The organism is Micromonospora sp. U56, from assembly GCF_018070095.1.
Lineage (GTDB): Bacteria > Actinomycetota > Actinomycetes > Mycobacteriales > Micromonosporaceae > Micromonospora > Micromonospora purpureochromogenes.
Window position 1 is genome coordinate 1 of sequence record NZ_JAGPYL010000073.1, and the last position, 25,089, is coordinate 25,089.

Annotated in this window: 21 protein-coding genes; 7 read left to right on the forward strand and 14 right to left on the reverse strand. The window is 74.3% G+C overall.

What is annotated here, in order from left to right; all coding sequences use genetic code 11:
- Positions 1–171 precede the first annotated feature (171 nt).
- From ffh to ftsY, 9 genes are all read right to left on the reverse strand, one after another.
- Positions 172–1,728 carry a signal recognition particle protein gene (ffh, locus tag KBX37_RS22385; protein ID WP_210777881.1) on the reverse strand — a complete coding sequence of 519 codons (1,557 nt, stop codon included), beginning with the start codon at positions 1,726–1,728 and terminating at the stop codon, positions 172–174.
- A gap of 164 nt (positions 1,729–1,892) precedes the next feature.
- Positions 1,893–2,147 carry a hypothetical protein gene (locus KBX37_RS22390; protein WP_210777882.1) on the reverse strand — a complete coding sequence of 85 codons (255 nt, stop codon included), beginning with the start codon at positions 2,145–2,147 and terminating at the stop codon, positions 1,893–1,895.
- The gene (locus KBX37_RS22395; protein WP_210777883.1) at positions 2,144–2,800 is read right to left on the reverse strand and encodes a response regulator transcription factor; all 657 of its coding nucleotides are present in this window, start codon (positions 2,798–2,800) and stop codon (positions 2,144–2,146) included. The genes KBX37_RS22390 and KBX37_RS22395 overlap by 4 nt, the downstream gene beginning before the upstream one ends.
- Complete coding sequence (locus KBX37_RS22400; protein WP_247658688.1) at positions 2,797–3,921, reverse strand: sensor histidine kinase; 1,125 nt, start codon at positions 3,919–3,921, stop codon at positions 2,797–2,799. Before KBX37_RS22400 ends, KBX37_RS22395 begins: the two co-directional genes overlap by 4 nt.
- 94 nt (positions 3,922–4,015) lie before the next feature.
- Positions 4,016–6,334, reverse strand: a complete 2,319-nt coding sequence (locus KBX37_RS22405) for a [protein-PII] uridylyltransferase (RefSeq protein WP_210777885.1) — start codon at positions 6,332–6,334, stop codon at positions 4,016–4,018.
- Positions 6,335–6,342: 8 nt separating this feature from the next.
- A complete protein-coding gene (locus KBX37_RS22410; protein WP_170285500.1) occupies positions 6,343–6,681 on the reverse strand; it encodes a P-II family nitrogen regulator in 339 nt (112 codons plus the stop codon).
- 25 nt (positions 6,682–6,706) lie between these two features.
- Positions 6,707–8,104 (reverse strand): ammonium transporter, encoded by a 1,398-nt coding sequence (locus KBX37_RS22415; RefSeq protein WP_307849162.1) that lies wholly within the window; start codon positions 8,102–8,104, stop codon positions 6,707–6,709.
- A gap of 231 nt (positions 8,105–8,335) precedes the next feature.
- Positions 8,336–9,199, reverse strand: coding sequence for an aminoglycoside phosphotransferase family protein (locus tag KBX37_RS22420; protein ID WP_210777886.1), 864 nt, complete (start codon positions 9,197–9,199; stop codon positions 8,336–8,338).
- 7 nt (positions 9,200–9,206) lie between these two features.
- A complete protein-coding gene (ftsY, locus tag KBX37_RS22425; protein ID WP_210777887.1) occupies positions 9,207–10,388 on the reverse strand; it encodes a signal recognition particle-docking protein FtsY in 1,182 nt (393 codons plus the stop codon).
- 152 nt (positions 10,389–10,540) lie between these two features.
- Here ftsY and KBX37_RS22430 point away from each other — a divergent pair, with 152 nt between their 5' ends.
- The 4 genes from KBX37_RS22430 to KBX37_RS22445 are packed head-to-tail and all read left to right on the forward strand — an operon-like array spanning position 10,541 to position 13,484.
- Positions 10,541–12,253: an alkaline phosphatase D family protein gene (locus KBX37_RS22430; RefSeq protein ID WP_210777888.1), complete on the forward strand. Its 1,713-nt coding sequence runs from the start codon at positions 10,541–10,543 to the stop codon at positions 12,251–12,253.
- A 23-nt stretch (positions 12,254–12,276) separates the two neighbouring features.
- Positions 12,277–12,714, forward strand: coding sequence for a MarR family winged helix-turn-helix transcriptional regulator (locus KBX37_RS22435; protein ID WP_246158765.1), 438 nt, complete (start codon positions 12,277–12,279; stop codon positions 12,712–12,714).
- Positions 12,715–12,743: 29 nt separating this feature from the next.
- Positions 12,744–12,911 carry a universal stress protein gene (locus KBX37_RS22440; RefSeq protein ID WP_247658694.1) on the forward strand — a complete coding sequence of 56 codons (168 nt, stop codon included), beginning with the start codon at positions 12,744–12,746 and terminating at the stop codon, positions 12,909–12,911.
- Between the two features lie 42 nt (positions 12,912–12,953).
- Entirely contained in the window at positions 12,954–13,484 is a 531-nt protein-coding gene (locus tag KBX37_RS22445) for a DinB family protein (protein WP_210777889.1), read from the forward strand.
- Between the two features lie 23 nt (positions 13,485–13,507).
- Here KBX37_RS22445 and KBX37_RS22450 read toward each other — a convergent pair whose 3' ends face one another.
- A complete protein-coding gene (locus tag KBX37_RS22450; protein WP_307849164.1) occupies positions 13,508–14,491 on the reverse strand; it encodes a helix-turn-helix domain-containing protein in 984 nt (327 codons plus the stop codon).
- 67 nt (positions 14,492–14,558) lie between these two features.
- On the opposite strand from KBX37_RS22450, the gene KBX37_RS22455 reads away from it, so the two are divergent.
- Positions 14,559–15,509 carry an SMP-30/gluconolactonase/LRE family protein gene (locus tag KBX37_RS22455; protein WP_210777890.1) on the forward strand — a complete coding sequence of 317 codons (951 nt, stop codon included), beginning with the start codon at positions 14,559–14,561 and terminating at the stop codon, positions 15,507–15,509.
- Between the two features lie 87 nt (positions 15,510–15,596).
- On the opposite strand, the gene KBX37_RS22460 is transcribed toward KBX37_RS22455, so the two are convergent.
- The 3 genes from KBX37_RS22460 to KBX37_RS22470 all read right to left on the reverse strand — a co-directional run bounded on the left by KBX37_RS22460 (position 15,597) and on the right by KBX37_RS22470 (position 20,297).
- The gene (locus tag KBX37_RS22460; protein WP_210777891.1) at positions 15,597–16,217 is read right to left on the reverse strand and encodes an HAD family hydrolase; all 621 of its coding nucleotides are present in this window, start codon (positions 16,215–16,217) and stop codon (positions 15,597–15,599) included.
- Positions 16,217–19,828 carry a chromosome segregation protein SMC gene (gene smc / locus KBX37_RS22465; protein ID WP_210777892.1) on the reverse strand — a complete coding sequence of 1,204 codons (3,612 nt, stop codon included), beginning with the start codon at positions 19,826–19,828 and terminating at the stop codon, positions 16,217–16,219. Before smc ends, KBX37_RS22460 begins: the two co-directional genes overlap by 1 nt.
- Before the next feature lie 274 nt (positions 19,829–20,102).
- Complete coding sequence (locus KBX37_RS22470) at positions 20,103–20,297, reverse strand: hypothetical protein (protein WP_007456482.1); 195 nt, start codon at positions 20,295–20,297, stop codon at positions 20,103–20,105.
- Between the two features lie 358 nt (positions 20,298–20,655).
- On the opposite strand from KBX37_RS22470, the gene KBX37_RS22475 reads away from it, so the two are divergent.
- Together KBX37_RS22475 and KBX37_RS22480 are read left to right on the forward strand one after the other, a co-directional pair.
- A complete protein-coding gene (locus KBX37_RS22475) occupies positions 20,656–21,807 on the forward strand; it encodes a CAP domain-containing protein (protein ID WP_210777893.1) in 1,152 nt (383 codons plus the stop codon).
- Between the two features lie 130 nt (positions 21,808–21,937).
- On the forward strand, positions 21,938–22,819 hold the full coding sequence (locus KBX37_RS22480; RefSeq protein WP_210777894.1) for an endo alpha-1,4 polygalactosaminidase: 882 nt from the start codon (positions 21,938–21,940) through the stop codon (positions 22,817–22,819).
- Between the two features lie 45 nt (positions 22,820–22,864).
- On the opposite strand, the gene KBX37_RS22485 is transcribed toward KBX37_RS22480, so the two are convergent.
- The gene (locus KBX37_RS22485) at positions 22,865–25,084 is read right to left on the reverse strand and encodes an MMPL family transporter (RefSeq protein WP_210777895.1); all 2,220 of its coding nucleotides are present in this window, start codon (positions 25,082–25,084) and stop codon (positions 22,865–22,867) included.
- Between the last annotated feature and the right edge of the window lie 5 nt (positions 25,085–25,089).

The following is a 25,089-nucleotide window of genomic DNA, read 5'->3' on the forward strand; positions in this document are numbered from 1 at the left end:
CGGGCGGCCCCCCACGACTGCCGCAGGTGGCGGGAGCCAGCCATCGCTGAGCAGGTCGGTCCGGTGCGGTTACTCCGCCTCGCGCAAGGAGTTCCGCACGCGCACGGTGAGCTCCGGCAGGTCGGCACCACCCTGAGCGTTGATCTCGTCGACCACCGCCACCGCCACGCGTCAACGGGGGCGGTTGTCGCCCTTGCCGAGCTTGTTGAAGTCGATCTTCGGGAGCTTGAAGCCCGGCGGCAGGCCCTGGCCGCCGGCCAGGTCACCCGGGTCCAGCCCCGGCGGAAGCTGCGGCATGCCGCCCGGGAAGCCGCCCGGCAGCCCGGCGCCCGCCCCGGTACGCGGCCGACCGCCACCCTTGGTGCCCTTGCGCTTGTTCTTCGGCGACTTGGTCGCCTTCCGCCGACCCGCACCGGGCAGGCCCATCATGCCGCCCATCTGCTTCATCATCTTTTGCGCGTCGGCGAAGCGGTTGAGCAGCTGATTGACGTCCATCACGGTCATGCCCGAGCCGGTCGCGATGCGGGCCCGGCGGGAGCCGTTGATGATCTTCGGGTTGGTGCGCTCGGCCGGGGTCATCGACCGGATGATCGCGGTGACCCGGTCGAAGTGCTTGTCGTCCAGCTCGGCGAGCTGGTCCTTCATCTGCCCCATGCCGGGCATCATGGCCAGCACATTGGCGATCGGGCCCATCCGGCGGACCGCGATGAGCTGGTCGAGGAAGTCCTCCAGGGTGAACTGCTCGCCGCCCATCAGCTTGGCGGTCATCTTCTCCTTCTGATCGGAGTCGAAGGCCTGCTCGGCCTGCTCGATCAGAGTGAGGACGTCGCCCATGCCGAGGATCCGGCTGGCCATCCGGTCGGGGTGGAAGACGTCGAAGTCCTCCAGCTTCTCGCCGGTGGAGGCGAAGAGGATCGGCTGCCCGGTGACCTCCCGGACGGAGAGCGCGGCGCCACCGCGGGCGTCGCCGTCGAGCTTCGACAGCACCACGCCGGTGATCCCGACGCCGTCGCGGAACGCCTCGGCGGTGCGGACCGCGTCCTGACCGACCATCGCGTCGACGACGAAGATGACCTCGTCCGGGTCGACCGCGTCACGGATGTCGGCGGCCTGCTGCATCATCTCGGCGTCGATGCCGAGGCGGCCGGCGGTGTCGACGATGACGATGTCCCGGGCGGCCCGCCGGGCGTGCTCGATCGAGGCGCGCGCCACCTGCACCGGGTCGCCGGTGCCGTTGCCGGGCTCCGGGGCGTACACCTCGACGCCGGCGCGGCCACCGAGCACCTGGAGCTGCCCGACGGCGTTGGGGCGCTGGAGGTCGGCGGCGACCAGCAGCGGCTGGTGCCCCTGGGCCTTGAGCCAGCGGGCCAGCTTGCCGGCGAGGGTGGTCTTACCGGAGCCCTGCAGGCCGGCCAGCATGATCACGGTCGGCGCCTGCTTGGCGAACTGGAGCCGCCGCCCCTCACCGCCGAGGACGTTGATCAGCTCCTCGTTGACGATCTTGACGATCTGCTGCGCCGGGTTGAGCGCCTCGGAGACCTCCGCGCCGCGAGCCCGCTCCTTGAGGTTGGCGATGAAGCCCTTGACCACGGGCAGCGCGACGTCCGCCTCCAGCAACGCCATGCGAATCTCGCGCGCGGTGGCGTCGATGTCGGCGTCGGTGAGCCGACCCTTGCCGCGGAGCTTGGTGAAGATCCCGGACAGGCGGTCACTCAAGGTGTCAAACACGCGAACATCCCGTTTGTCAGTGTTACGGCGGGCACTACCCGGCCGGTGTACAGCGGCCGGCCACCGCTAGGGTAGCCCGCCGCCCGCACCCGCGTACCAGCCCGGCCCAGCCGCCGGACCCGCCCGGGCCGGCCCGGGCGGCGACGGCTGAGTCGTCTACGTCATCAGCTCGACAGCGTCTGCGGGACCCTCCGCCCCTCCGAGCGACGGCAGGGCGCCGCCCGGCGCACCCCGCCGTCCCGGAGATCAGCGGCGCAGGCCCAGCCGGGTGCAGATGTTCGCGGCCACCTCGCCGGGGGCCGGCCATGGTTGTCGACCCACTCCGGGTCGAACCGCCGCGCGCCCGGCAGCCGCTGGCACAGCTCGGCCGCCACCGTGGTCTTGCCCGCCCCGAACGCCCCGTTCAGCCAGACGATCACGAGCTGACCAACCCCGACTGGTACGCGAAGACCACCAGCTGGGCCCGGTCCCGGGCGGCCAGCTTGACCATCGCCCGGCTGACGTGGGTACGCGCGGTGGCCGGGCTCACCACCAACCGGTCGGCGATCTCGGCGTTGCTGAGCCCCTCGCCGACCAGCCCCACCACCTCCCGCTCCCGCTCGGTGAGGGTGTCCAGCCGGGGGTGCGGGCGGGGCACCCGGGCCGGCCGGGTGGCGAACTCCCGCACCACCCGCCGGGTCACCGACGGTGAGAGCAGCGCCTCCCCCTCGGCGACGAGGCGCACCGCCCGCAGCAGCTCGGCCGGCCGGGTGTCCTTGGTCAGGAAGCCGCTCGCCCCGTGTCGCAGCGCGTCGAAGACGTACTCGTCCAGCTCGAAGGTGGTCAGCACGATCACCCGGGTGCCGGCCAGCTCCGGGTCGGCGACGATCCGGCGGGTGGCCTCGATGCCGTCCACGCCGGGCATCCGGACGTCCATCAGCACCACGTCGGGGCGTACCTGGCGGGCCAGCTCCACCGCCCGCAGCCCGTCGGCGGCCTCGCCGGCCAGGGTGAGGTCGTCCTCGCTCTCGAGCAACGCGCGCAGCCCGATCCGGACGAGGTCCTGGTCGTCGGCGACCACCACCCGGATCACCGCCGCGCCTCCACCGGCAGCCGGGCGGACACCCGGAAGCCGCCGTCGGGGCCGGGGCCGGCGGTCAGCGAGCCGCCCAGCGCGGTGACCCGCTCACGCATCCCGGCCAGCCCGTGCCCCGCCGCGCCGGGCCCGCCCACGCCCCGGTCGGTCACCTCCACCACCAGCTCCTCCCGGCCGTAGTCGACCCGTACCCGCGCGGCGTCGACCCGGGCGTGCCGCAGCACGTTGGTCAGCGCCTCCTGCACCACCCGGTACGCGGCCAGGTCCACCGCGCCGGGCAGCGGCCGTGGCTCGCCGGTCACCCGCAGGTCGACGGCGAGGCCCGCCCCGGCCAACCGCTCCCGCAGGGCGTCGAGCCGGGCCAGCCCCGGCACCGGTCCGCGCTCGGTGCCCCGCCGGACCGCCCCGAGGGTGACCCGCAGCTCGTCCAGGGCCTCCCGGCTGGTCCGGCTGATCGCGGTCAGCGCCGCCTCGGCCTGCTCGGGCCGCTTGGGCATCAGGTGCAGCGCGATGTCGGCCTGCATGCTGATCGCCGCGAGCCCGTGCCCCACCACGTCGTGCACCTCCTGGGCGATGCGCAGCCGCTCCTCGTCGGCCTGCCGGCGGGCCTGCTCGGTCCGGGCCCGGGTGACGGTCTCCCGGTTGGTCCGGACCGCCACCCCCAGCGCGAACGGTACGACGACCCAGGCCGATCCGGGCAGCACCCCGGGCAGGCCGGGCGAGGCGCCCCGGGACCAGAAGACGTGCACCAGGATCACCGCGAGCGCCGCCGCCCCGGCGACGGCGGCCGGCCGGATCGGCAGCCGGACCGCCACCGTGTAGACGGCGACCAGGAAGGTCAGCAGCACCGGCCCGTACGGGTAGCCGAGCACCAGGTAGGCGGAGACGGCGACGGCGACCACGGCGAGGGTGGCGCGAGGGGCGAGGCGGCGCCCGGTCAGCGCGAGGGTGGCGACCGTGACCAGGGCCAGGCAGCCGGCGTCGACCGGCGTGGCACCGGGCTGGTTGCGGCCGGCCGGGCCGGTGGCGAGCAGGCCGAGCAGCAGCAGGACCACGGCCAGCGCCAGGTCGGCCGCCGCCTCGTGGCGACGACTGCCGGAGTGTTCCCGCAGGCGCATGCCGGTCATTCTGCCCCCGGTCCGGGCGGGCGTCGTCCGCCCGCGCGCGGCACCGCGGCTACGCCACCGGACGTACCCGCGGTCGGCGGTCGGGTCAGACGGCGGCCAGCACGGCGGCTTCGAGCCGGGCCCGTTCGGCGTCGGAGGGCCAGCCGCCGACCAGGTAGAACGCGTCCACCACGTCGCCGCCGAGGGTGGAGATCCGGGCCGCACGGACCTGGGCGCCGGCCTCGTCGAGGGCGCAGGTCACCCGGTAGAGCAGCCCGGCGGCGTCGGCGGCGCGCAGCTCCAGCAGCACCGCGTCGGTGGCCGCCTCCCGGTGCCAGACGACTCGCGGCGCGGCCCCCTCCCCCCGCGCCGCGAGCGCCCGGCCGCGCAGGCGCTGGGTGACGGAGACGTCGCCGTTGACGGCGCGACGCAGATCGGCGCTGAGCGCGATCGGGTCCGGCGCGAGCCCGTAGCGGGGCTGCACCCGGCACTCGACCAGGGCCCGGCCGTCGACCGTGGTGGCGTCCGCGGCCAGTACCTCCAGCCGGTGCAGGGCCAGGCAGCCGGCCACCGTCGCGAGCAGGCCGCGCCGGTCCGCCGCGGCCACCGACACCCGGTCCTCGGTCAGGTGTACGACCGGCAGCGGCCCCGCCACCAGCGCCGGGTCCGGGGCCGGGGGCGCGGGCAGGACGCCGGTGTCCAGCGCGGTTCGCACCCGGGCCACCAGCTCGGCGACCAGCCGCCCCTTCCAGTCCGACCAGGCCGCCGGCCCGGTGGCCGCCGCGTCGGCGCGGACCAGGGCGTGCAGCAGGTCCAGCGTGGTGGTGTCGCCGACCCGCTCGGCGACCCCGGCGATGGTCACCGGGTCGTCGAGGTCCCGCCGGGTGGCCACGTCGGGCAGGAGCAGGTGCAGTCGGACCAGCGTGCCGATCAGCGCCGCCTCGGGCGCGGGCAGGCCGATCCGGGCGGCCACCGCCTCGGCCACCGGAGCCCCCACGGTGCTGTGGTCGCCGGGCAGCCCCTTGCCGATGTCGTGCAGGAACGCGCCGAGCAGCAGCAGGTCGGGGCGGTCCACCTCGCGGGTGTGCCGGCTCGCCTCGTACGCGGTCTGCACCAGGTGCCGGTCGAGGGTGAACCGGTGCACCGGGTTGTGCTGGGGCAGGCTGCGCAGCCGGGTCCACTCCGGCAGCCAGCCGTCGATCAGGCCGTACCGGTCGCAGGTCTCCCAGGCGGGCACCAGACCGGGACCGGCCCCGAGCAGGGTGATCAGCGCGGCGCGGGCGGCCGGCGGCCAGGGCGCGGGCAGCGGCGGGCAGTACGCGGCCAGCCACTCGCAGGTGGCCCGGGCGATCGGCAGCCGGGTGGTGGCCGCGGCGGCGGCGATCCGCAGCGACAGGCTCGGGTCGGGGCGGGCGCCGATGGCGGTGCGGGCCAACACCAGCTCCCCGTCGTGCTCGACGACGTCCCGGGCGACGGGCCGGCGCACCGGGCGGCCGTCGCCGCCCCGGCGGCGGCCGGAGCGCAACCGGTCGGCGGCGCGCCAGGCGTCGTCGAGGGCGTGGCTGACCGTGCGGGCGTCCCCGGCGACCCGGCGCAGCAGGACGTCACCGTCGCTGGCCGTGGCGGCGGACTGCTGCGCGTCGTCGGAGCCGCCGGGCGGGGACTGTCGCAGGCCGAGCAGCCCGGCCACGCCGTCGCGTTCCTGCGCGATGAGCCGGTCGACCCGGCGGCCGACCTGCTGGTGCAGGGCGTCGCGGGTGTCCAGCAGGCGCAGGTGCGCGGCCCGGACGGCGGGGCGCAGCGCATCGGTGATGCCGGCGGTGGCGATGGCCCGCAGCAGGCCCACGTCGCGCAGCCCGCCGGCGGCCTCCTTGAGGTCGCCCTCGAGCAGGAAGGCCAGCTCGCCGTGGGTACGCCAGCGGCTCTCGGTGATCTCCCGCAGGGCGGGGAGCCGGCGGACGGCGGTACGCCGCCAGTGGTCGGCGGCGGTGCGGATGAGGGTGTCGGCGAGCGCCCGGTCGCCGGCGACGAAGCGCGCGTCGAGCAGCGCGAGGGCGACCTTGACGTCGTCCTGGGCCACGAAGAGCGCCTCGGCGAGGGTGCGCACCGAGTGGTCGAGCCGCACGCCGGCGTCCCAGATGGGGTACCACAGCGACGCGGCGAACTCGTCGACGCCGGGCACCCCGGCGTGCAGCAGCACCAGGTCGAGGTCGCCGTGCGGGGCGCACTGCCGCCGCCCCAGCCCGCCGACCGCGACCAGCGCGATCCCCTCCCGCCCCGGCACCAACGACCCGAGCCACCGGTCGAACCCGGCAGCCCGCTCCCGCCGCGCCGCCTCCCCGATGCCACCGACCTCGTTGATCAAGAGGTTTGCGTCACCGTTGTCGGCGTTTCCTGACGCATTCCTCTTGATCAACGAGGTCATGGTGGCTCCTAGAGGGCGTCGAGGCCGCGTTCGCCCGTGCGGACCCGGACGACCTCCTCGACCCCGGTGACCCAGACCTTGCCGTCGCCGATCTTGCCGGTCCGGGCGGCGGCGACGATCGCGTCCACGATCTTGTCGACGTCCATCTCGTCGGTGAGCACCTCGACCCGGATCTTGGGCAGGAACTCGACCGTGTACTCGGCACCCCGGTAGACCTCGGTGTGCCCCTTCTGCCGCCCGTACCCCTGGACCTCGCTGACGGTCAGGCCGGCCACGCCGAGGGCGTGCAGGGCCTCCTTCACCGCGTCCAGCTGGTACGGCTTGATGACCGCGGTCACCAGCTTCATGTCCAACCCCTCCATCCCAGGAACGTTAACCGGCGACCTTCTCGTTGACCGGCTCGGTGGCCGGTTCGCCGGCCTCGTCCGACGCCGGCTTTGCGGCGCCCGGGGTCAGCCCGGCCAGCGCGAAGGCCCCACCGCCGGCGCTGCCGGTGGTCGGAGACATGTCGTACGCGCTCTCCGCGTGCTCGGCCACGTCGATGCCGGCGACCTCGTCCTCGGCGTCGGCGCGGAGCCCGATCAGCGCCTTGACGGCGAGGGCGATCACCACGGCCACCCCGAAGGAGTAGACCGAGACGATGCCGCTGCCCAGCGCCTGACGGCCGAGCTGGGTCAGCCCGCCGCCGTAGAACAGGCCCTCGCTGCCGCCCAGGCCCTCGATGGCCGAGTTGACCTGGAGGGTGGCGAAGAAGCCGATGGAGAGCGAGCCGATCCAGCCGGCGACGAAGTGCACGCCGACCACGTCGAGCGAGTCGTCGAAGCCGAGCTTGTACTTCAGGCCGACCGCCACCGCGCAGACCGCGCCGGCGACGAGGCCGAGCAGCACCGCCGGCAGCGGGGCGATGAAGCCACAGGCCGGGGTGATGGCGACCAGGCCGGCGACGGCGCCGGAGGAGGCGCCGACCAGGGTCGGCTTGCCGTTGCGCAGCCACTCGACGATGATCCAGCCGACCAGGCCGGCGGCCGTGGCGACCTGGGTGTTGACGAAGGCCACCGCGGTGGTGCCGTCGACGGTCAGCTCGGAGCCGGCGTTGAAGCCGAACCAGCCGAACCAGAGCAGGCCGGCGCCGAGCGCGACCAGCGGGACGTTGTGCGGCTTGAAGCTCTCCCGGGGCCAGCCGAGCCGCTTGCCGAGCACCAGCACCAGGCCGAGCGCGGCGGCGCCGGCGTTGATGTGGACCGCGGTGCCGCCGGCGAAGTCCAGTGCCTTGATCTTGGCGCCGATGAAGCCGCCACCCCAGACCCAGTGCGCGACCGGGATGTAGACCAGCGTGAACCAGGCGAAGGCGAAGAGCAGCCACCCGGAGAACTTCAGCCGGTCGGAGACCGCGCCGCTGATCAGGGCCACCGTGATGACCGCGAACATCATCTGGAAGACCAGGAAGACGTACGTGGGGATGCCGGTCCCCGCGCCGAGGAAGAGCCACTCCTCGCCGATGAAGCTGGTCTCGGTGCCGAGGTACTGGGTGAAGCTGCCGATCACGTTGTTGACGCCCGCGTTGTCGTTGGTGCCGAACGCGAGGGTGAAGCCGTAGATGACCCAGAGTACGGAGATGAGCCCGATCGAAGCGAAGCTCATCATCATCATGTTGAGTACGCCCTTGGACCGGTTGAGCCCCCCGTAGAACAGGGCCAGCCCCGGCGTCATGAGCAGCACGAGCGCAGACGACAGGAGCAACCAGGCGGTGTTGCCGGTGTTGATCTCCACGCTGCCTCCTCTCGGTGTGGAAGTCCTCCCATCCGACTGGAACCTGGCAGCATCGCCCGTCAGCCGGTTGGCGGGAAGCTTCGCCGCCGCCTGTTTCCTTCACCGACACCGCTCGATTTCCGACGCGTGACGGCTTGTTTCGGGCGTGTGAAGAACGTCGATCATGACCCCCCGAAACGGCGTGAGTGGCCGTCGCGCGCGCGACGGCCACTCCTCCCAGGGTCGACCGGGTCAGCGCAGGGCGTACTCCAGGGCGTGCCGCTCGTAGTCGAGCAGCCGCAGGTCGCGCATCGGGCGGCGCAGGTGGCCCTTGTGCACGATCCGCACGAACGCCGGCTCACCGGCCGCCGCCATCCGGCGGATGCCCTCGACGTGGTCGACGATGCGCTTGCGGATGGTCCGGATCAGCCGGTGCCGGTCGCGCGGGATCAGCCCGTACGCGTCGGCGAAGAGCCGCAGCCGGCGCGGCCGGTCCGGGCGCTTCCAGCCGAGGGTGATCGAGTCCCGGTCGGAGAAGATCGGCACCCAGGTCCAGGCCGCGTACGCCACGTCGTAGATCCGGGCGCCGGGCGAGGCGAGGTCGAAGTCGATCAGCCCGAGGGTGCCGTCCGGCCGCCAGATGACGTTGTGCGGGGCGGCGTCGTGGTGGCAGATGACCTCGGTGTCCGGCGGGGGCGGGCCGAACGAGCGCCAGACCGCGCCGGGCGGCGGGGCGAAGCCGTACTGCGCGTCGTGGAACATCCGCAGCATGGTCGCCACCGTCACCAGCGCCTCGTCGGTGACCCAGTGCGGGGCCAGCGGGTACTCCCCGCACTCCCCCTCCAGGTACGACAGGACCTCCCGGTTGCGCTCGTCCATGCCGAGCGCGCGGGGCGCGCCGGTGAACCCGACGTACTCCAGGTGGCGCAGCAGGGCGTGCACCGAGGGCGTCCACGGGCCGGCGTTGCGCCGGACGGTGTCGCCGACCCGGACCACGGTGCTCACGTTCCCGCCGTGCAGCGGGATCTCCTGCGAGGTCACGTACGGTCTCCCCAGGGCCGGCGGCGCGTGGCGAGGGTCTCGCCACCCGGCGAACGCGCGATCGTCAGTCGTCACCGCGAGATTACGCGTCCCGGGCGAGCGGCTCGGTGCCGAGCAGCGCGTCGACGAACTGCGCCGGGTCGAACGGGGCCAGGTCGTCCGCGCCCTCGCCCAGCCCGACCAGCTTGACCGGGATGCCGAGCTTGCGCTGCACGGCGATCACGATGCCGCCCTTGGCGGTGCCGTCGAGCTTGCTCAGCACCACCCCGGTCACGTTGACCACCTCGGTGAAGACCCGGGCCTGTTCCAGGCCGTTCTGGCCGGTGGTGGCGTCCAGGACGAGCAGTGTCTCGTCGATCGGCCCGTGCTTCTCCACCACCCGCTTGACCTTGCCCAGCTCGTCCATCAGGCCGATCTTGTTCTGCAGGCGACCGGCGGTGTCGATCACGACGGTGTCGGTGCCGGCCTCGATGCCCTCGCGGACGGCGTCGAAGGCGACACTGGCCGGGTCGGCGCGCTCCGCGCCGCGCACGGTGATGGCGCCCACCCGGCTGCCCCAGGTCTCCAGCTGGTCGGCGGCGGCGGCCCGGAAGGTGTCGGCCGCGCCGAGGGTGACCGTCCGACCGTCGGCGATCAGCACCCGGGCGATCTTGCCGCAGGTGGTGGTCTTGCCCGCGCCGTTGACGCCGACCACCATCAGCACCGCCGGCCGGCCGTCCTTGGGGGCGGTCCGCAGGGCGCGGTCCAGGGTCGGGTCGAGGGCGTTGACCAGCTCGGCGGCGAGCAGCGCGCGCAGTTCGTTGGCCGAGCGGGTGCCGAGCACCCGGGTCCGCTCGCGGAGCCGGTCGACGATCTCCCGGGTGGCGTCGATGCCGACGTCGGCGGTGATCAGGCTGTCCTCGATCTCCTCCCAGGTGTCCTCGTCGAGGTGGTCGCGGCTGAGCAGGCCGAGCAGGCCCTTGCCGAAGGCGTTCTGCGAGCGGGACAGCCGGGAGCGCAGCCGGACCAGCCGGCCGGCGGTCGGCTCGGGCACCTCCAGCGCGGGCGCCTCGATCACCGGCGGCTCGACCAGGATGCCGGTGGCGAGTTCGGCCTCGGGCGCCTGGACGGGCGGACCCGCCAGGCCCTCCTCGGCCCGGGTGTCGACCTCGGTCTTCGGCAGCGGCGGCTCGGGACGCCGGCGCAGCCGGGGCACCACCAGGCTGAGGCCGCCGAGGATCAGCACCGCGAGCAGGGCGAGCGCGACGAGGAGGTATTCCGTCATGCCGAAATCCTGTCAGATGCCGGCGGCGGCGTCTCATCGACCGCACCCCGTGGCGTCGGCCGGCTCCGGCGGTAGGCTCGGCCACAGCCAGCAGTGGTGCGACCGCCGGCGGGGTAGTAAAGATGAAGTCCGCTCACCTCGGAGGTCTCGCCATGCCCGCCCCATGCCTGCTCATCGGCCCCCTGCTGCGGCGGGTGGTCGGCACGCGGGCCACCGTCTGGGTCGAGACCAGCGCGCCCGCCGTGGTCACCGTCCGCACGGCCGACGGGGCCGCCGGCTCCGCGCCGACCTTCTCCGCGTACGACCACCACTACGCGCTCGTGGTGGTCGAGGGGCTCACTCCGGAGAGCGCCACCAGCTACGAGGTGCTGGTCGACGGCGAGGTCGCCTGGCCGGTGCCGCGCGACGGCTTCCCGCCCAGCGTGATCCGTACCCGGGCCGCCGACGACCTCGACCAGCCGGTGCGGCTGCTCTTCGGCTCGTGCCGGGAGACCACCCAGCACGCCACCACCCGACGGCTGCCCCCGGACGCGCTCGACGCGTACGCCCGGCGGTTGATGGCCGACCCGGACCCGGCCGGCCTGCCCGACCTGCTGGTGCTGCTCGGCGACCAGGTCTACGCCGACGTGACCTCGCCCACGGTGAAGCGGCTGCTCAAGCGGCGCCGCCGGCGCCCGAAGAACGCCCCCACCGACCAGGTGGTGAGCTTCGACGAGTACACCAAGCTCTACCTGGAGTCGTGGCGCGACCCGGAGATCCGCTGGCTGCTCTCCACGGTGCCGAGCGTGATGATCTTCGACGACCACGAGGTCATCGACGACTGGAACACCTCCGCGTCGTGGCGGGCGGAGGTGCGCGCGCAGCCCTGGTGGGCCGAGCGGATCCGCAGCGGCCTCGCCTCCTACTGGGTCTACCAGCACCTGGGCAACCTCTCCCCGGACGAGATCGCCGACGACCCGCTCTACGCCAAGGTGGTCGCCGCCGAGGACGCCACCACCGTGCTGCGCGAGTTCGGCGAGCGGGTGGACGCCGAGGCCGACGAGGCGCACGACACCGAGCGCTGGCGGGCCGTGCAGTACCAGTGGAGCTACGCTCTCGACCTGGGGCGGACCCGCCTGGTCATGCTGGACAACCGGTGCAGCCGGGTGCTGCAGCCGGGCAACCGGGCCATGCTGCCGCCCGGCGAGTGGTCCTGGTTCGTGGACCGGGCGCACGGGGTCTACGACCACCTGGTGGTCGGCTCCTCGCTGCCCTGGCTGCTGCCCCCGGGGATCCACCACGTCGAGGCGTGGAACGAACGGCTCGCCGACTCCCGCCGGCCGTGGCTGGCCGGGCTCGCCGAGCGGATCCGCCGGGCCTGTGACCTGGAGCACTGGGCCGCGTTCAGCCGCTCCTTCGACGCGCTCGGCGCGCTCTTCGCCCGGCTCGGCAGCGGCGCTCCGGGCAGCCCGGGCGAGCGGGTCGGCGCCGGCCCGGCGTACGCGCCGCCGGCCTCGATCAGCGTGCTCTCCGGAGACGTGCACCACTCGTACGTGGCCCGGGCCCGGTTCGACGACCCGGCGGTGCGTACCCCGGTGCACCAGTTGACCTGTTCCCCGATCCACAACCAGGTGCCGGCCGGGATGCGCCCGCTGATGAAGCTGGGCTGGTCGCCGGGGCCGGCCGCGGCCACCCGGGCGCTGGCCCGCTCCGCCGGGGTACGCCGGTCGAGCGTCCGCTGGCGGAAGCTGGCCGGGCCGTACTTCGGCAACGCGGTGGCCACGCTGGCGCACACCGGCCGGCAGGCCGAGGTGCTGATCGAGGGCACCACCAGCGACGGCCACCTGCGCGAGGTCGCCCGGCAGCGGCTCACCCCGGCGGCCTGAGCCGGCCCCGTACGCTCTGTGCCGTGGAAGAGCATCTGCCGGAGACCCTGCGCGCGGTGGAGGACGAACTGACCGCGTTGCTGCGCCGGGGTCGCGCGTTGTCCTGGGAGATCGCCCGGGAGGTGCATCCGAACCTGGAGCCGAACGCGTACGGGCTGCTGCTCTGGCTCCGGCGCTCCGGGTCGATCCGGCTGACCGACCTGGCCGTCCGGCTCGGCATCGGCAAGGGCACGCTCAGCCGGCAGATCCACGGCCTGGAGGGGCTCGGCCTGGTACGCCGGGACCCGGACCCGGACGATCGGCGGGCGGCGCTGATCAGTCTCACCGAGGAGGGCACCCGGCGCTTCGACGCGGCCCGGGCGGCCCGGCTGGGGCAGATCCGCCGGACGATGGAGAGCTGGCCGAGGAAAGACGTGGCGGAGTTCGCCCGACTGCTGCACCGGTTCAACGAGACCTTCTGACCCGGCTCGTCGGCCTGCCGGTCACCTTCCTGTGCCGCCGCGGGGACGCGTACACCGACCTGTGCGCGGCGGCCGACGAGACCCACGCGGACCTGGTGGTGGTCGGGGCCTCGGAGCAGGCGGGACACCGTTTCGTCGGCTCGGTCGCCACCCGGCTGGTCCGCACCGGCCGCCGGCCGATCGTCGTGGTGCCCTGATAAGCACTGGCCGCTGTCACACCCGACGGCAAGGATGTCGGGATGACCTGGAGAGCACCGGAGATCAACCGGACCAACGAACCGTATGTCGGCGACGAGCGCACCATGCTGGAGGGCTGGCTCGACTACCACCGGCAGACGCTGCTGCTCAAGTGCGCGGGGCTGACCGCCGAGCAGCTCAGGACGCCGAGCGTGGAGCCGTCCGGGCTGACTCTGCTCGGGCTGGTGCGGCACATGGCGGACGTGGAGCGCTGGTGGTTCCGGATCCGGGCCGCCGGGCAGGACATCGCCGGCATCTACGGCACGGACGAGGACCCGGACGCCGACTTCAACGCCGTCGCCGACGCCGACGCCGAGGCCGACTTCGCCACCTTCGCCGCCGAGGTGGAGGCCGCCTGCAAGGCCGCCGCAGGCCTGTCGCTGGACCAGACCTTCGCCCGCCCGCGCCGCGACGGCAGCGCCGACGAGTTCAGCGTCCGCTGGGTGTACGTCCACATGATCGAGGAGTACGCCCGGCACAACGGCCACGCCGACCTGATCCGCGAGCGCCTCGACGGGGTGACCGGCGACTGAGCCCTCCCGCCGCCGGGCGTCGGTCAGCTGCCGCGCCCGGCCCGCAGGAGGTGCTCCCCGAGCGGGGTCAGCGTGTGCAGCACGGCCGGGCCGGCCCGCTGCGTGGTGATCAGCCCGGCCTGGCGCAGGGTCGACGTGTGCTGGCTGGCGGAGGCGACGGAGATGCCCACCGTCCGGGCGACCTGCGAGGTGCTCGGCCCGCCGGCGATCGCGCCCAGCACCGCCGCCCGGGTGCGGCCCAGCAGGTCCGCCAGGGGTTGCCCGCTGGTCAGCTCCCGCCGAGAGGGCCGGATGGGATAGGCCAGGACGAGCGGACCGGTCGGGTCGTCGAGCACGCACGGGCGCGGCACGAGGTAGGACGGCACCAGGGTGACGCCCCGGCCGGCGGGAGCCAGCCCGATCTCGTTCGCGAAGCCGCACTCGTACGACAGCTCGTACCGCTCCCCGCACGGCTTCCAGTACAGGTAGGGGCTGAGGTTGCGCAGCACCCGCTCGATGCCGGCGTCGACCATGGTGTTGCCCCGCACGGCCCGGTCGGCGTGCACCGCCGCCGTGATCGTCTCCCAGTACGGCGCCACCGCGACCTCGTGGAACGCCACCATCGCCGCCCGGAGCCGCTGCCGGGCGACCGGCTCCCCCGCGGCGAGGGCGGCGACGCGCGCCGGCAGGTCGCCGGCCTCGATCCGAGGCCGCAGCTCCGCCTCGAGCGTCGCCGTCGGGGTGGCCGCGACCTCGTCCAGGCTGGCGGTCAGGTCGCTGCCGAGGCTCGGCGGGGTGAGGAAGTCCGGAAACCACCACGGCAGCCGGCACAGGTCCAGGTAGGGGCGCATCTGCGGGCGCACCGCCGCGCGGGTGCGCGCCCGCCAGGCGGTGAGGTGCTCCGGGACGGCGGCCTCGAAGAGCCGCTGGCCGGCGGCCCCCAGCTCCAACAGCACCGACGGCGCGGCGCGCAGCACGGTGCGGCTGAGGTCGGTCGCGGTCAGGTGCAGGGTCATCACGTCGAGCACGCTAACCACCTTTCGGCCCCGGCTGAAAGGGGTGGAGCGCGGTGCGGGCCGGCCCGATCCTCGGCCCATGAAGAACCTGCTCGCCGCGACCGCCGCCGGCCTCGCCGTCCTGACCACCGCCGTCCCCGCGCCGGCGCACGCCGCCGAACCGCGCCCCGACACGTACGTCGTCTCCCGGGACCCGGGCGTGCGGCCCGAGGGGATCGCCGTGGCCGGCGACGGCACCATGTACGTCACCAGCGTCACCGACGGGGCGGTCTACCGCGGCAACGTCCGCGACCCGGAGCTGCGCCCCTTCCTGCCGGCCGGCGCGGACGGGCGTACCCGGGCCGCCGGGGTGCACCTGGACCGGCGCGGCCGGATCTTCGTCGCCGGCTGGGACACCGGCGCCCTCTTCGTGCACGCCGCGGACGGCAGGCTGGTCACCCGCCGGGTGGCCGCCGGCGCGGTCCTCAACGACCTGGCCCTGACCGACGACGCCGTCTACGTCACCGACTCGACGGGCGGCGGGCTCTGGCGTGCGGAACTGACCGACGGGCGGGTCGGGGAACTCGTCCCGTGGGTTCCGGCGTCGGCCTTCCCGGCCGCCCCGGGCTTCCTCAACGGGATCGTCGTCACCGACGGCGGCCGGGTCGCGCTCGTCGCCGACCAGGGCACCGGCGAACCGGGCAGCGAGCGGCTCTGGCGGGTGGACCTGGTCGGCCGGACGGCCACGGTGGTCGAGGTGGCCGGCGGCCAACTGGGCGCCGACGGGCTGCTGCTCGACGGCGACCGCCTCTACGGGGTGGTGAACTTCCCCGACGGCGCGGGCGGCTGGAGCTTCGCGGTGAACGTGGCGCTGCTGGACACCGACCGCCGGACGGCGCGGGTGGTGCGGCAGTCGGGGACGGCCGGCCTCGCGCAGTCGCCGACCACCATCGCCCGGGACGGCGACCGGCTGCTCTGGGTCAACAGTCAGCTCAACGCGGCCGCGCCGACGCCACCGTTCACGGTGACCCGGGTGCCGGGGCTCTGCTGACCGGCTCCACCGGTCCCCCGGCTCGTCGAGGTGGCGGCATCACTGTGCGGGGGGATGGCCGCCACCTCGGCCGTACGATCCACCGCCTCAGTACGCCAGCGCCGCCCGCAGGTAGCGCAGGTCGGCCGGGCCGCCCCACCGGTGCGCCGACAGCCCGGCGGCGCGGGCGCCGCGGACCGCCCAGTCCTCGTCGTCGACGAAGAGCACCCGGGCCGGCGGGGTCTGCAGCGCGTCGCAGGCCGCCTGGAAGTACTCCTTGGCCGGCTTGTGCACGCCGATCACCGAGGAGTTGACCACCACGTCCAGCTCGCCGACCAGGCCGAGCGCGGCGAGGTCGGCGTCGAGCAGGTCGGTGGCGTTGGTGCCCAGCCCGACCCGGACGCCCGCCGCGCGGACCTCCCGGACGAACGCCAGCACCTCCGGGTCGACCTCGCCCCGGTAGTGCTGCCACTGCTCGACGGCGGCGCGGGCCCGTTCCGGGCTGCCCACCGAATCGGTCAGCGCGTCCGCCACGCTGCTCACCCACTCGGCGTGGCTGACCCGGCCGGTCAGCACCGGCTGGAGCCGCCCCCACTGCATGGCGATCTCGCCGAGGACCCCCTCGGAGAGGCCGTACTCCCGCTCGACACCGGCGGCCACCGCCGGGTCCCACCGGCGCAGTACGCCGTCGAAGTCCAGCAGGAGCGCCGTCGCGCGTTCCCGAGCCACTACCCGTTCTCCTCGCCGCGGCCAGGCCGCTCGTCCTCGTCGGCCCGGTTGAGCCGTTGGCTGATCACCTGGGTGACCCCGCTGCGCATGGTCACGCCGTAGAGCGCGTCGGCGATCTCCATCGTCCGCTTCTGGTGCGTGATGACGATCAGCTGGCTCTTCTCCCGCAACTGTGCCAGCAGCGTGATCAGTCTGCCGAGGTTCACGTCGTCCAGCGCCGCTTCCACCTCGTCCATGATGTAGAACGGGCTGGGCCGGGCGCGGAAGATCGCCACCAGCATGGCCACCGCGGTCAGCGACCGCTCGCCGCCGGAGAGCAGCGACAGTCGCTTGATCTTCTTGCCCGGCGGGCGGGCCTCCACCTCGACGCCGGTGGTGAGCAGGTCCTCCGGGTCGGTGAGGATCAGCCGGCCCTCGCCGCCGGGGAAGAGCACGGTGAAGACCTGCTCGAACTCCCGGGCGGTGTCCTCGAAGGCGCTGGCGAAGACCTCCAGGATCCGGTCGTCGACGTCCTTGACCACGGTGAGCAGGTCCCGCCGGGTGGCCTTCAGGTCCTCCAGCTGCTCGGAGAGGAACTTGAAGCGCTCCTCCAGCGCGGCGAACTCCTCCAGCGCGAGCGGGTTGACCTTGCCGAGCAGAGCCAGCTCCCGCTCCGCCTTGGCGGCCCGCTTCTCCTGCACCGGCCGCTCGTAGCGGACCGGCTCGGGCACCGGCAGGCCGTCGCGTTCGGCCGTCGCCACGTCGACCTGGGTGGGTGGGACGAGCTGGTCCGGCCCGTACTCGGCGACCAGGGTCTCCACGTCCAGGCCGAAGTCCTCGGCGGCCTTCGCCTCCAACTGCTCGATGCGCAGCCGCTGCTCGGCGCGGGCCACCTCGTCGCGGTGCACCTGGCTGGTCAGCCGTTCCAGCTCCGCGCCGAGGCGCTTGGCCGCGCCGCGTACCTCCTGGAGTTCGGCCTCGCGGCCGGCGCGTTCGCGCGCCACCGCGTCGCGGTGCTCCTCGGCCGCGGCGATCGAGGCGGTGAGCCGGGTGAGCGCCTCGCGGGCGCCGCCCACCACGGCCCGGGCGATGGCCGCGCCGCGGGTCCGCGCCGCCCGCCGGGCCGCGGCGCGTTCGCGCGCCGCCCGCTCGGCGCTGGCCTGCCGGGCCAGCGAGTCGGCCCGGCCGGCGATCGAGGAGACCCGCTCCTCGGCGGTACGCACCGCCAGCCGGACCTCCATCTCGTTCTGCCGGGCCCGGGGCACCATCGCGGCGAGCTGGTCCCGCTCCTCGGTGGAGGGTTCGGCGTCGATCGGGGTGTCCTCGGCCAGCCGCAGCCGCTCCTCCAGCTCGGCCAGGGCGAGCAGGTCGCGTTCGCGGGCGGCCTCGGCGCGGGAGCGGGACTCGCCGAGCCGATCGGTCTCCGCCTTCGCGGAGCGGGCGGCGGCGCCCAGCTCGGCGAGCCGGCGGGCGGCGGCGTTGCGGTGGCTCTCCGCCTCCCGCTTGGCGGCGGCGGCGTGCTGCACCGCCTCCTTGGCGGCAGCCACCTCGGCGCGCGCGTCGACCAGCTGGTCGCGCAGCTCGGCGCTGGTCCGCTCGGCGGTGAGCCGATTGGTGCGGGCCTCCTCGACGGCGGCCTGCACCTCGATGTAGCTGGGCGCCTTGGCCGACCCGCCGGCCGCCGCGTACGCCCCGACCACGTCGCCGTCCGGGGTGACCGCGCGCAGTTCCGGGTTGCCGGCGACCAGCTCGGCCGCGGCGGCGAGGTCGGCGACGAGCACCACGTCGCGCAGCGCCCGGTGCACGGCCGGGCGGATCTCGGCGGCGCACTCCACCAGGTCGGGCGCCCAGCGGGCGGTGTCCGGCAGCTTCGGGCGCAGGGCGTCGGCCGGGCCGTCCATGCCGGGGCCGGCGGGGCTGCCGACCAGCAGCCCGGCCCGCCCGGCGTCGGAGATCTTCAGCAGTCGCATCGCCTCGACGGCCTCGTCCACCCCGCTGACCGCGACCGCGTCGGCGAGCCCGCCGAGGGCGGCGGCGAGGGCCGCCTCGTGGCCGGGGGCGACGGTGAGCAGGCCGGCCAGGCTGCCCAGCAGGCCGGGCACGTCGCCGGCGCGGGCCAGCAGCGCGCCCGCGCCGTCCTTGCGGCGCAGGCCGAGGGCGAGCGCCTCCTCGCGGGCCTTCCAGGTGGCGGCGTCCTTCTCGGCGGCCCGCTCGGCGTCGGCGAGGGAGCGCACGGCGGCCTGGGCCTTCTCGTGGACGGCGACGGCCTCGGCGTACCGCTCGTCGAGTTCGGCGTTGTCCCGGTCCGCCTCGGTGGACTGTTCGGCCACCGCGTCCAGGTCGGCCTGGGCCTTCTCGGCGCGGGCCTGCGCGTCGGCGGGGGCGGCGGCGAGCCGCTCGATCTCCTCGCCGGCGCTGGTGGTGCGGGCCCGGGCCGAGTTGACCTGGCCGGTGAGCCGGGCCAGGCCCTCCCGGCGGTCGGCGATCGCCTTGGCGGCGGCGACCAGTTCCCGCTCGGCGGCGGCCAGTTGCCGTTCCTGCTCCTGCCGGTGCTCCACCGCCTCGGCCAGCCGGATCTGGTCGTCGGTGAGCGCCGCGCGCAGCTCCTCCTCCTGCTCGCGGACCCGCTGCGACTCGGCCTCCAGCTGCTCCGGGTCGCGGCCGGGCCGCTCGTCGTCGGTGGTGGCGCTGAGGTGGCGCAGCCGTTCCCGGGCGAGCTGCTCGATGGAGCGGAACCGTTCCTGCAGGGCGGAGAGCTTGTACCAGGTGTCCTGGGCGGCGGCGAGCAGCGGCGCGTCCTCGGCCAGGGCCGCCTCCAGCTCGCCCAGGCGGGCCTGCACCTCGGTGTGTTCGGCCTCGACCTGTTCGCGCCGCTCGCGCAGCGCGGTCTCGTCGGCGATCTCCCGGTCCAGGGTGGTGCGCAGGGTGGCGAGGTCGTCGGCGAGCAGCCGCAGCCGGGCGTCGCGCAGGTTGGCCTGGATGGCGGCGGCCCGCCGGGCCACCTCGGCCTGCCGGCCCAGCGGCTTGAGCTGGCGGCGCAGCTCGGCGGTGAGGTCGGTCAAGCGGTTGAGATTCACTTGCATCGCGTCGAGCTTCCGCAGCGCCTTTTCCTTGCGCTTGCGGTGCTTGAGGACGCCGGCCGCCTCCTCGATGAACGCCCGCCGGTCCTCCGGCTTGGCGTGCAGCATCCCGTCGAGCCGGCCCTGGCCGACGATGATGTGCATCTCCCGGCCGATGCCGGAGTCCGACAGCAGTTCCTGGATGTCGAGCAGCCGGCAGGAGTCGCCGTTGATCTCGTACTCGCTCTCGCCGGAGCGGAACATCCGGCGGGTGATGGAGACCTCGGTGTACTCGATCGGCAGGGCGCCGTCGGTGTTGTCGATGGTGAGGGTGACCTCGGCCCGGCCCAGCGGCGCCCGCCCGGCGGTGCCGGCGAAGATGACGTCCTCCATCTTGCCGCCGCGCAGCGCCTTGGCGCCCTGCTCGCCCAGCACCCAGGCGATGGCGTCGACGACGTTGGACTTGCCGGAGCCGTTCGGGCCGACCACGCAGGTGATCCCGGGCTCCAGCTTGAGCGTCGTGGCGGAGGCGAAGGACTTGAAACCCTTCACCGTCAGGCTCTTGAGATGCACCTTCTCGATCCTCGTCCGGTGGCCGCCGTACCGTCGCCGGCTGCGCGAGCCTGGTGAACCCGCAGACTAACCCGTCGGCGGCGACCCGTCGGCACGCGACCCGCCCCGCGGGACGGCCACGGCGCGCGGACCGGACGGCGAATGGCGGAGTCGACGCCTACAAGATCGGGGAATTGCGGGCGGAAAACCACGGGAGACAGAGCTGCGCGCCGGCACATAAGTGTCGGCGCGCGTTTTCGCGGTGGTGCGATTCAGTTTTTCCGGATCCCCTGGATCAGGTCAGGGCCGGCTCGGCCAGCCGGAGGAGGTCGTCGGCCTCCGCGGCGGCCGCGGCGAGCCGATCGTTGTCGGCACGTAGCCGCGTGATCTCGAACTCGAGTGCCTGAACCCTGGCCCGCAGACGGGTGACCTCGTCGAGCAGACGCCGGTCGGGCGCTGCACCTACGTGGCCGTAGAGGGCTTTCGCCATGCTGACTCCTTGATATGCGCTGCCGGAAAGGCCGGCCAACGCGCGCCCAACAACTGTCCGCGACTGCCACGCCGGCATAATCCGGGCATGACTGGGCGCGACTGGCGACACCTACATATTGAGCCGACACCCCCCTCTTCGTCAAGTTCACGCAGGCCGTAGATCATCTCCACGTCTACCCTGTCCACTTGCCGGGGGGCCGCAAGGCTCGGACACGCTCTGTCCGGACTCCTTAACTGTACGCCGGGAAATGTGCGTACGGTCACTACGTGAGTCGACATCGCCTTAACTCTTCCTTAGCCACGTTGCCGCAGTTCAGGGCACACCCGTAGCGTCAGCGCGGCCCACAACCGACCCCGTGGAGGCGACAGGCGTGTACGGCTGGACCGACCCGATCGACCCGGACGACGCCCCCCGGCGCCCGCAACCGCCCACCGACGAGCCGCCGGCCTGGCTGACCGACCGTCCCGAGCCGCGCTCGGCGTACCTCTTCGGCGACGAGCCGGGACAGCCGGGCGACGACCTGGCGGACGCCCCGACCGCGCAGCGGCGTACCGAACCGGACGACCGGCCGTACGCGTGGACCGACCGGACCCCGGCCGGCCCGCCGAACGGTCACCTCGACCCGGTGGCGTACCCGGACGCGCCCGGCGCCTCCTTCGCGCCCGCTCCCGAGTTCGCCCCGCCCGCCGACTGGCGGCACGCCACCGGCGGCCTGCGGGCCGTCGACGCCGAGCCGTCGGCCGAGGGGCAGGGCCGGCACCGGCAGCGGAGCCGGTTCCCGCGCCCGCTGGTCATCGGCGGCACCGCCGCGGCCGCCACGCTGGTGGTGAGCCTCGGCGTGGGCGCCCTGGCGCTGGCCGGTGGCGACGGCGGAGCGGCCGACCCGGCCTCCGTCGACGACACCGTCGCCGCCGCCCCGCTGGCGCCGGACGCCGGGACCCCCGCCGACGCGCTGGCCGGCGCCGCCACCGCCTCCCCCACCGGCACGCCGACCACCGCCCGCCCGACCCCGTCGCCGAGCCGGACGGTCAAGCCGACACCCGCGCCGAAGCGGACCACGGCCGCGTCCCGGCAGAGCACCCGAACCAGCAGCGCGTCGACCCCCAACTCCGTCAGCCCCGGCGTCGGCAGCCAGGCGCAGCAGGTCGTCGACCTGGTCAACGCCGAACGGGCCAAGGCCGGCTGCGGGAAGGTGAGCATCGACGACAAGCTGATGCTCGCCGCCCAGCGGCACAGCCAGGACCAGGCCGACCACCAGAACATGTCGCACACCGGCAGCGACGGCAGCGACGCCGGTGACCGGATCGATCGGGTCGGCTACACCTGGCGCACCTACGGCGAGAACGTCGCCTGGAACCAGAAGACCCCGGCCGCGGTGATGGACGCCTGGATGAACAGCTCCGGGCACCGGGCCAACATCCTCAACTGCGCGTTCACCGAGATCGGCGTCGGCGTGGCCAGCAGCAACGGGCCGTACTGGACCCAGGTCTTCGCCGCCCCGCGCTGAGGCGTACCGCAGGGCCCCGTCCACGACGCGACCGCGTCGTCGGCGGGGGCGTCTCGTTTGACCGGGTGAGGTGCGCCGTGCGGGACGGCGCGGGGCGGTGTCGCGCCGCCCGACGACCCGGGAGCTGCCGATGCGGATCCGGCTGCCAGCGTCCGCGCGGCGGAGCGGGCCGCTGCCGACCGCCGCGCGCCGGCGACCCCCGACCCGGCGCGGCGTCCGCCGGGCCCTGCCGGCCGCCGTCGCGCTCACCCTGCTGACCTCCGCCTGCCACACCCCGCTGGTCCCGCCGGGCGCGCCGACGCCGTGGCCGACCGCGTACGCGCACCGGTGGCAGTGGCAGTGGCAGCTCGAGGGGCCCGTCGACACCGACGTCGCGGCGGACGTCTTCCTGCTCGACCCGGTACGGACCACCGCCGCCGAGACCTCCGCGCTGCGCGGACGGGACCGCCGGCTGGTCTGCCAGGTGCACGTCGGGTCGTACGCCGGCACCGACCCGGACGCCACCCGCTTCCCGCCGGCGGTGCGGGGCACCCCCACCGGCCGGGCGCAGCGCCGCTGGCTCGACGTACGCCGGTGGGACGTGCTGGAGCCGGTGCTGGCCGACCGATTCCGGCTCTGCCGGGGCAAGGGCTTCGGCGCGGTGGCGCTGGCCGACGCCGACGGGTACGCCCACCGCTCCGGCTTCCCGCTCGGCTACGACGAACAACTGACGTTCAACCGGCGGCTGGCGGTGCTGGCCCGCTCCCTCGACCTCTCCCCCGGCCTGATGAACGACGTCGGCCAGGTCGCCGCGCTCGCGCCCGACTTCGACTTCGCGGTCGTCGAGGAGTGCGTCCGGCTGAAGGTCTGCGCCAAGCTGCTGCCGTTCGCCGACGCCGACAAGCCGGTCTTCCACGTCGAGTACACCGGGCACACGGCGACGTTCTGCGTGACCACCCTCGGGTACGGCTTCGCCTCCATCCGCAAGAACCGGTCGCTGGACGCCTGGCGCGACCCCTGCCAGCTCCCCTGACGCCGCGAGGGGCCCCTGCCGCGGCAGGGGCCCCTCGGCGGAGATTCAGCGGGCGCCGACCAGCTCCGGGGTCGGGGCGGGCGGGTCGGCCGGCGGGGCCGCCGCCTTCTGCCGCAGGAAGCGCGGGGCCCACCAGTTGGCGTCGCCGAGCATCGTCATCAGCGACGGCAGCACCACCGCCCGGATGATCGTGGCGTCCAGCAGGATCGCGGCGGCCAACCCGACGCCGAGCTGCTTCATGTCGATCGTGCTGAGCGAGGCGAAGATCCCGAACACCCCGACCATGACGACGGCCGCGCTGGTCACCACGCCCGCCGACGAGGTGATCCCGTACGCCACCGCGTCGCGGTTCGACATGCCGGCCCGGACCCCCTCGCGGATCCGGCTGACCACGAAGACGTGGTAGTCCATGGAGAGCCCGAAGAGCACCACGAAGAGGAAGAGCGGCAGCCAGGAGACGATCGCCCCCATCGAGGTGAACCCGAGCAGCCCCTCCGCCCAGGTGCCCTGGAAGACCAGCACCAGCAGGCCGTACGCGGCGCCGGCGGAGAGCAGGTTGAGCACGATCGAGGTGAGCGCGACGACCACCGAACGGAACGTCAGCACCATCACCGCGAACGTCAGCGCCAGCACGAAGGCCATCACGATCGGCAGCTTCTCCCCGATGTGCCGGGCGTAGTCCTGGTTGCCGGCGACCTCGCCGCCGACCGCGTACTCGACGCCGGGGATGCCCTTGAGCGCCGCCGGCAGCAGGTCGTCGCGGAGCTCGTCCAGCGAGCGCGCCGCCTGGTCGGACCGGCCGGCGTACGGGGTGGCCAGCTCCAGCACCGACACCCGCCGGTCGGCCGACACCTCGATCTTCGGGCCGTCCGCCTCGACCGGGGCGAACAGCGGGTCGGCGCCGGCCCGCCCGGCCAGCTCGGTCAGCGCGGCGCGCACCCGGTCGGCCTGCTCGGCGGGCGCCCGCACGGCCACCTGGTGGCTGGTGCCGGTGCTCGGGAAGGCGGCGGTGAGCCGGTCGTACGCCTGCATCGCCGGCGTGGTGCGCGGCAGGTCCTCCATACCGGGGAAGTTCAGCTTCATGCCCAGCGCGGGCGCGGCCAGGGCGAGCAGCAGCCCGACCGAGACGACCAGGGTGGCCAGCGGCGCCCGCAGCGCGGGGCGCAGCACGGCCGGCCAGAAGCGCGGCGTCGCCGGCCGGCCGTCCGGCCCGGTACGCGGGGCGGTGAGCCGCCAGAGCAGCGGCACCCGGGGCCGGTCGACCCAGCGGCCGAGCTTGGCCAGCAGCGCCGGCAGCACGGTCAGCGAGCCGGTCACCGCGACCGCGACCACCAGGATCGAGCCGACCGCGAGGGAGGAGAAGACCGCGTCGTTGGCGAGCAGCAGCCCGGCCATCGAGATGACCACGGCGAAGCCGGAGACCACCACCGCGTGCCCGGACGTCTCCGCCGCGATCTCCACCGCGTCGAGCCCGGAGCGCCCCTTGGCCCGTTCCTCCCGTTCCCGGCGGACGTAGAACAGCGAGTAGTCGACGCCGACGGCCATGCCGATCAGCAGGATCACGCTGGCCGTGGTGTCGGTGGCCGGCACCAGGTGCGAGGCCAGGGTGGACAGCCCCATCGCGGCGGCCACCGAGGAGAGCGCCAGCAGCACCGGCACGCCGGCGGCGATCAGCGCGCCGAACGCGACGATCAGGATGGCCAGGGTGACCGGCAGGCTGAGCAGCTCGGCCCGCTTGAAGTCCTTGCCCAGGGTCTCGTCCAGCGCCTGGCTGATCGACGGCCCGCCGACCTCCTCGACGCGCAGCTGCGGGTGCGCCGCCTGGACCTCGGCGGTGGCGTCGCGCAGCGGCTGCACCCGGTCGGACGCGTCCTCGCGCTCGCCGGACATGGTGATCGGCAGCAGCAGGGCGTCGCCGTCGTGGGACGGCACCGGCGTGCCCACCGACGCGACCCCGGTGACCTGCCGGAGCCGGTCGGCGGCGTCGGCCGCCGCGCGCTTCGCCGCGGCCTGGTCCAGCGCCCCGGCCCGGGAGGTGATCAGGATGTTCTCGACCGCCGGGTCGGCGAAGTTCCCCTCGGTGACGATCGCCTCGGCGCGGCCGGACTCCCCCACCGCCTGGTCGGCGCTCGTCGCCTCCTTCATGCCGGCGGCGTTGCCCCCGACGAAGCACACCGCCACGAACACCACCCAGAGCGCGATCGCGCGCCACGGGTGCTCGGCGCTCCACCGCGCCACCCGCACCGTCACCGGTCTCCTGCCCATCTCCC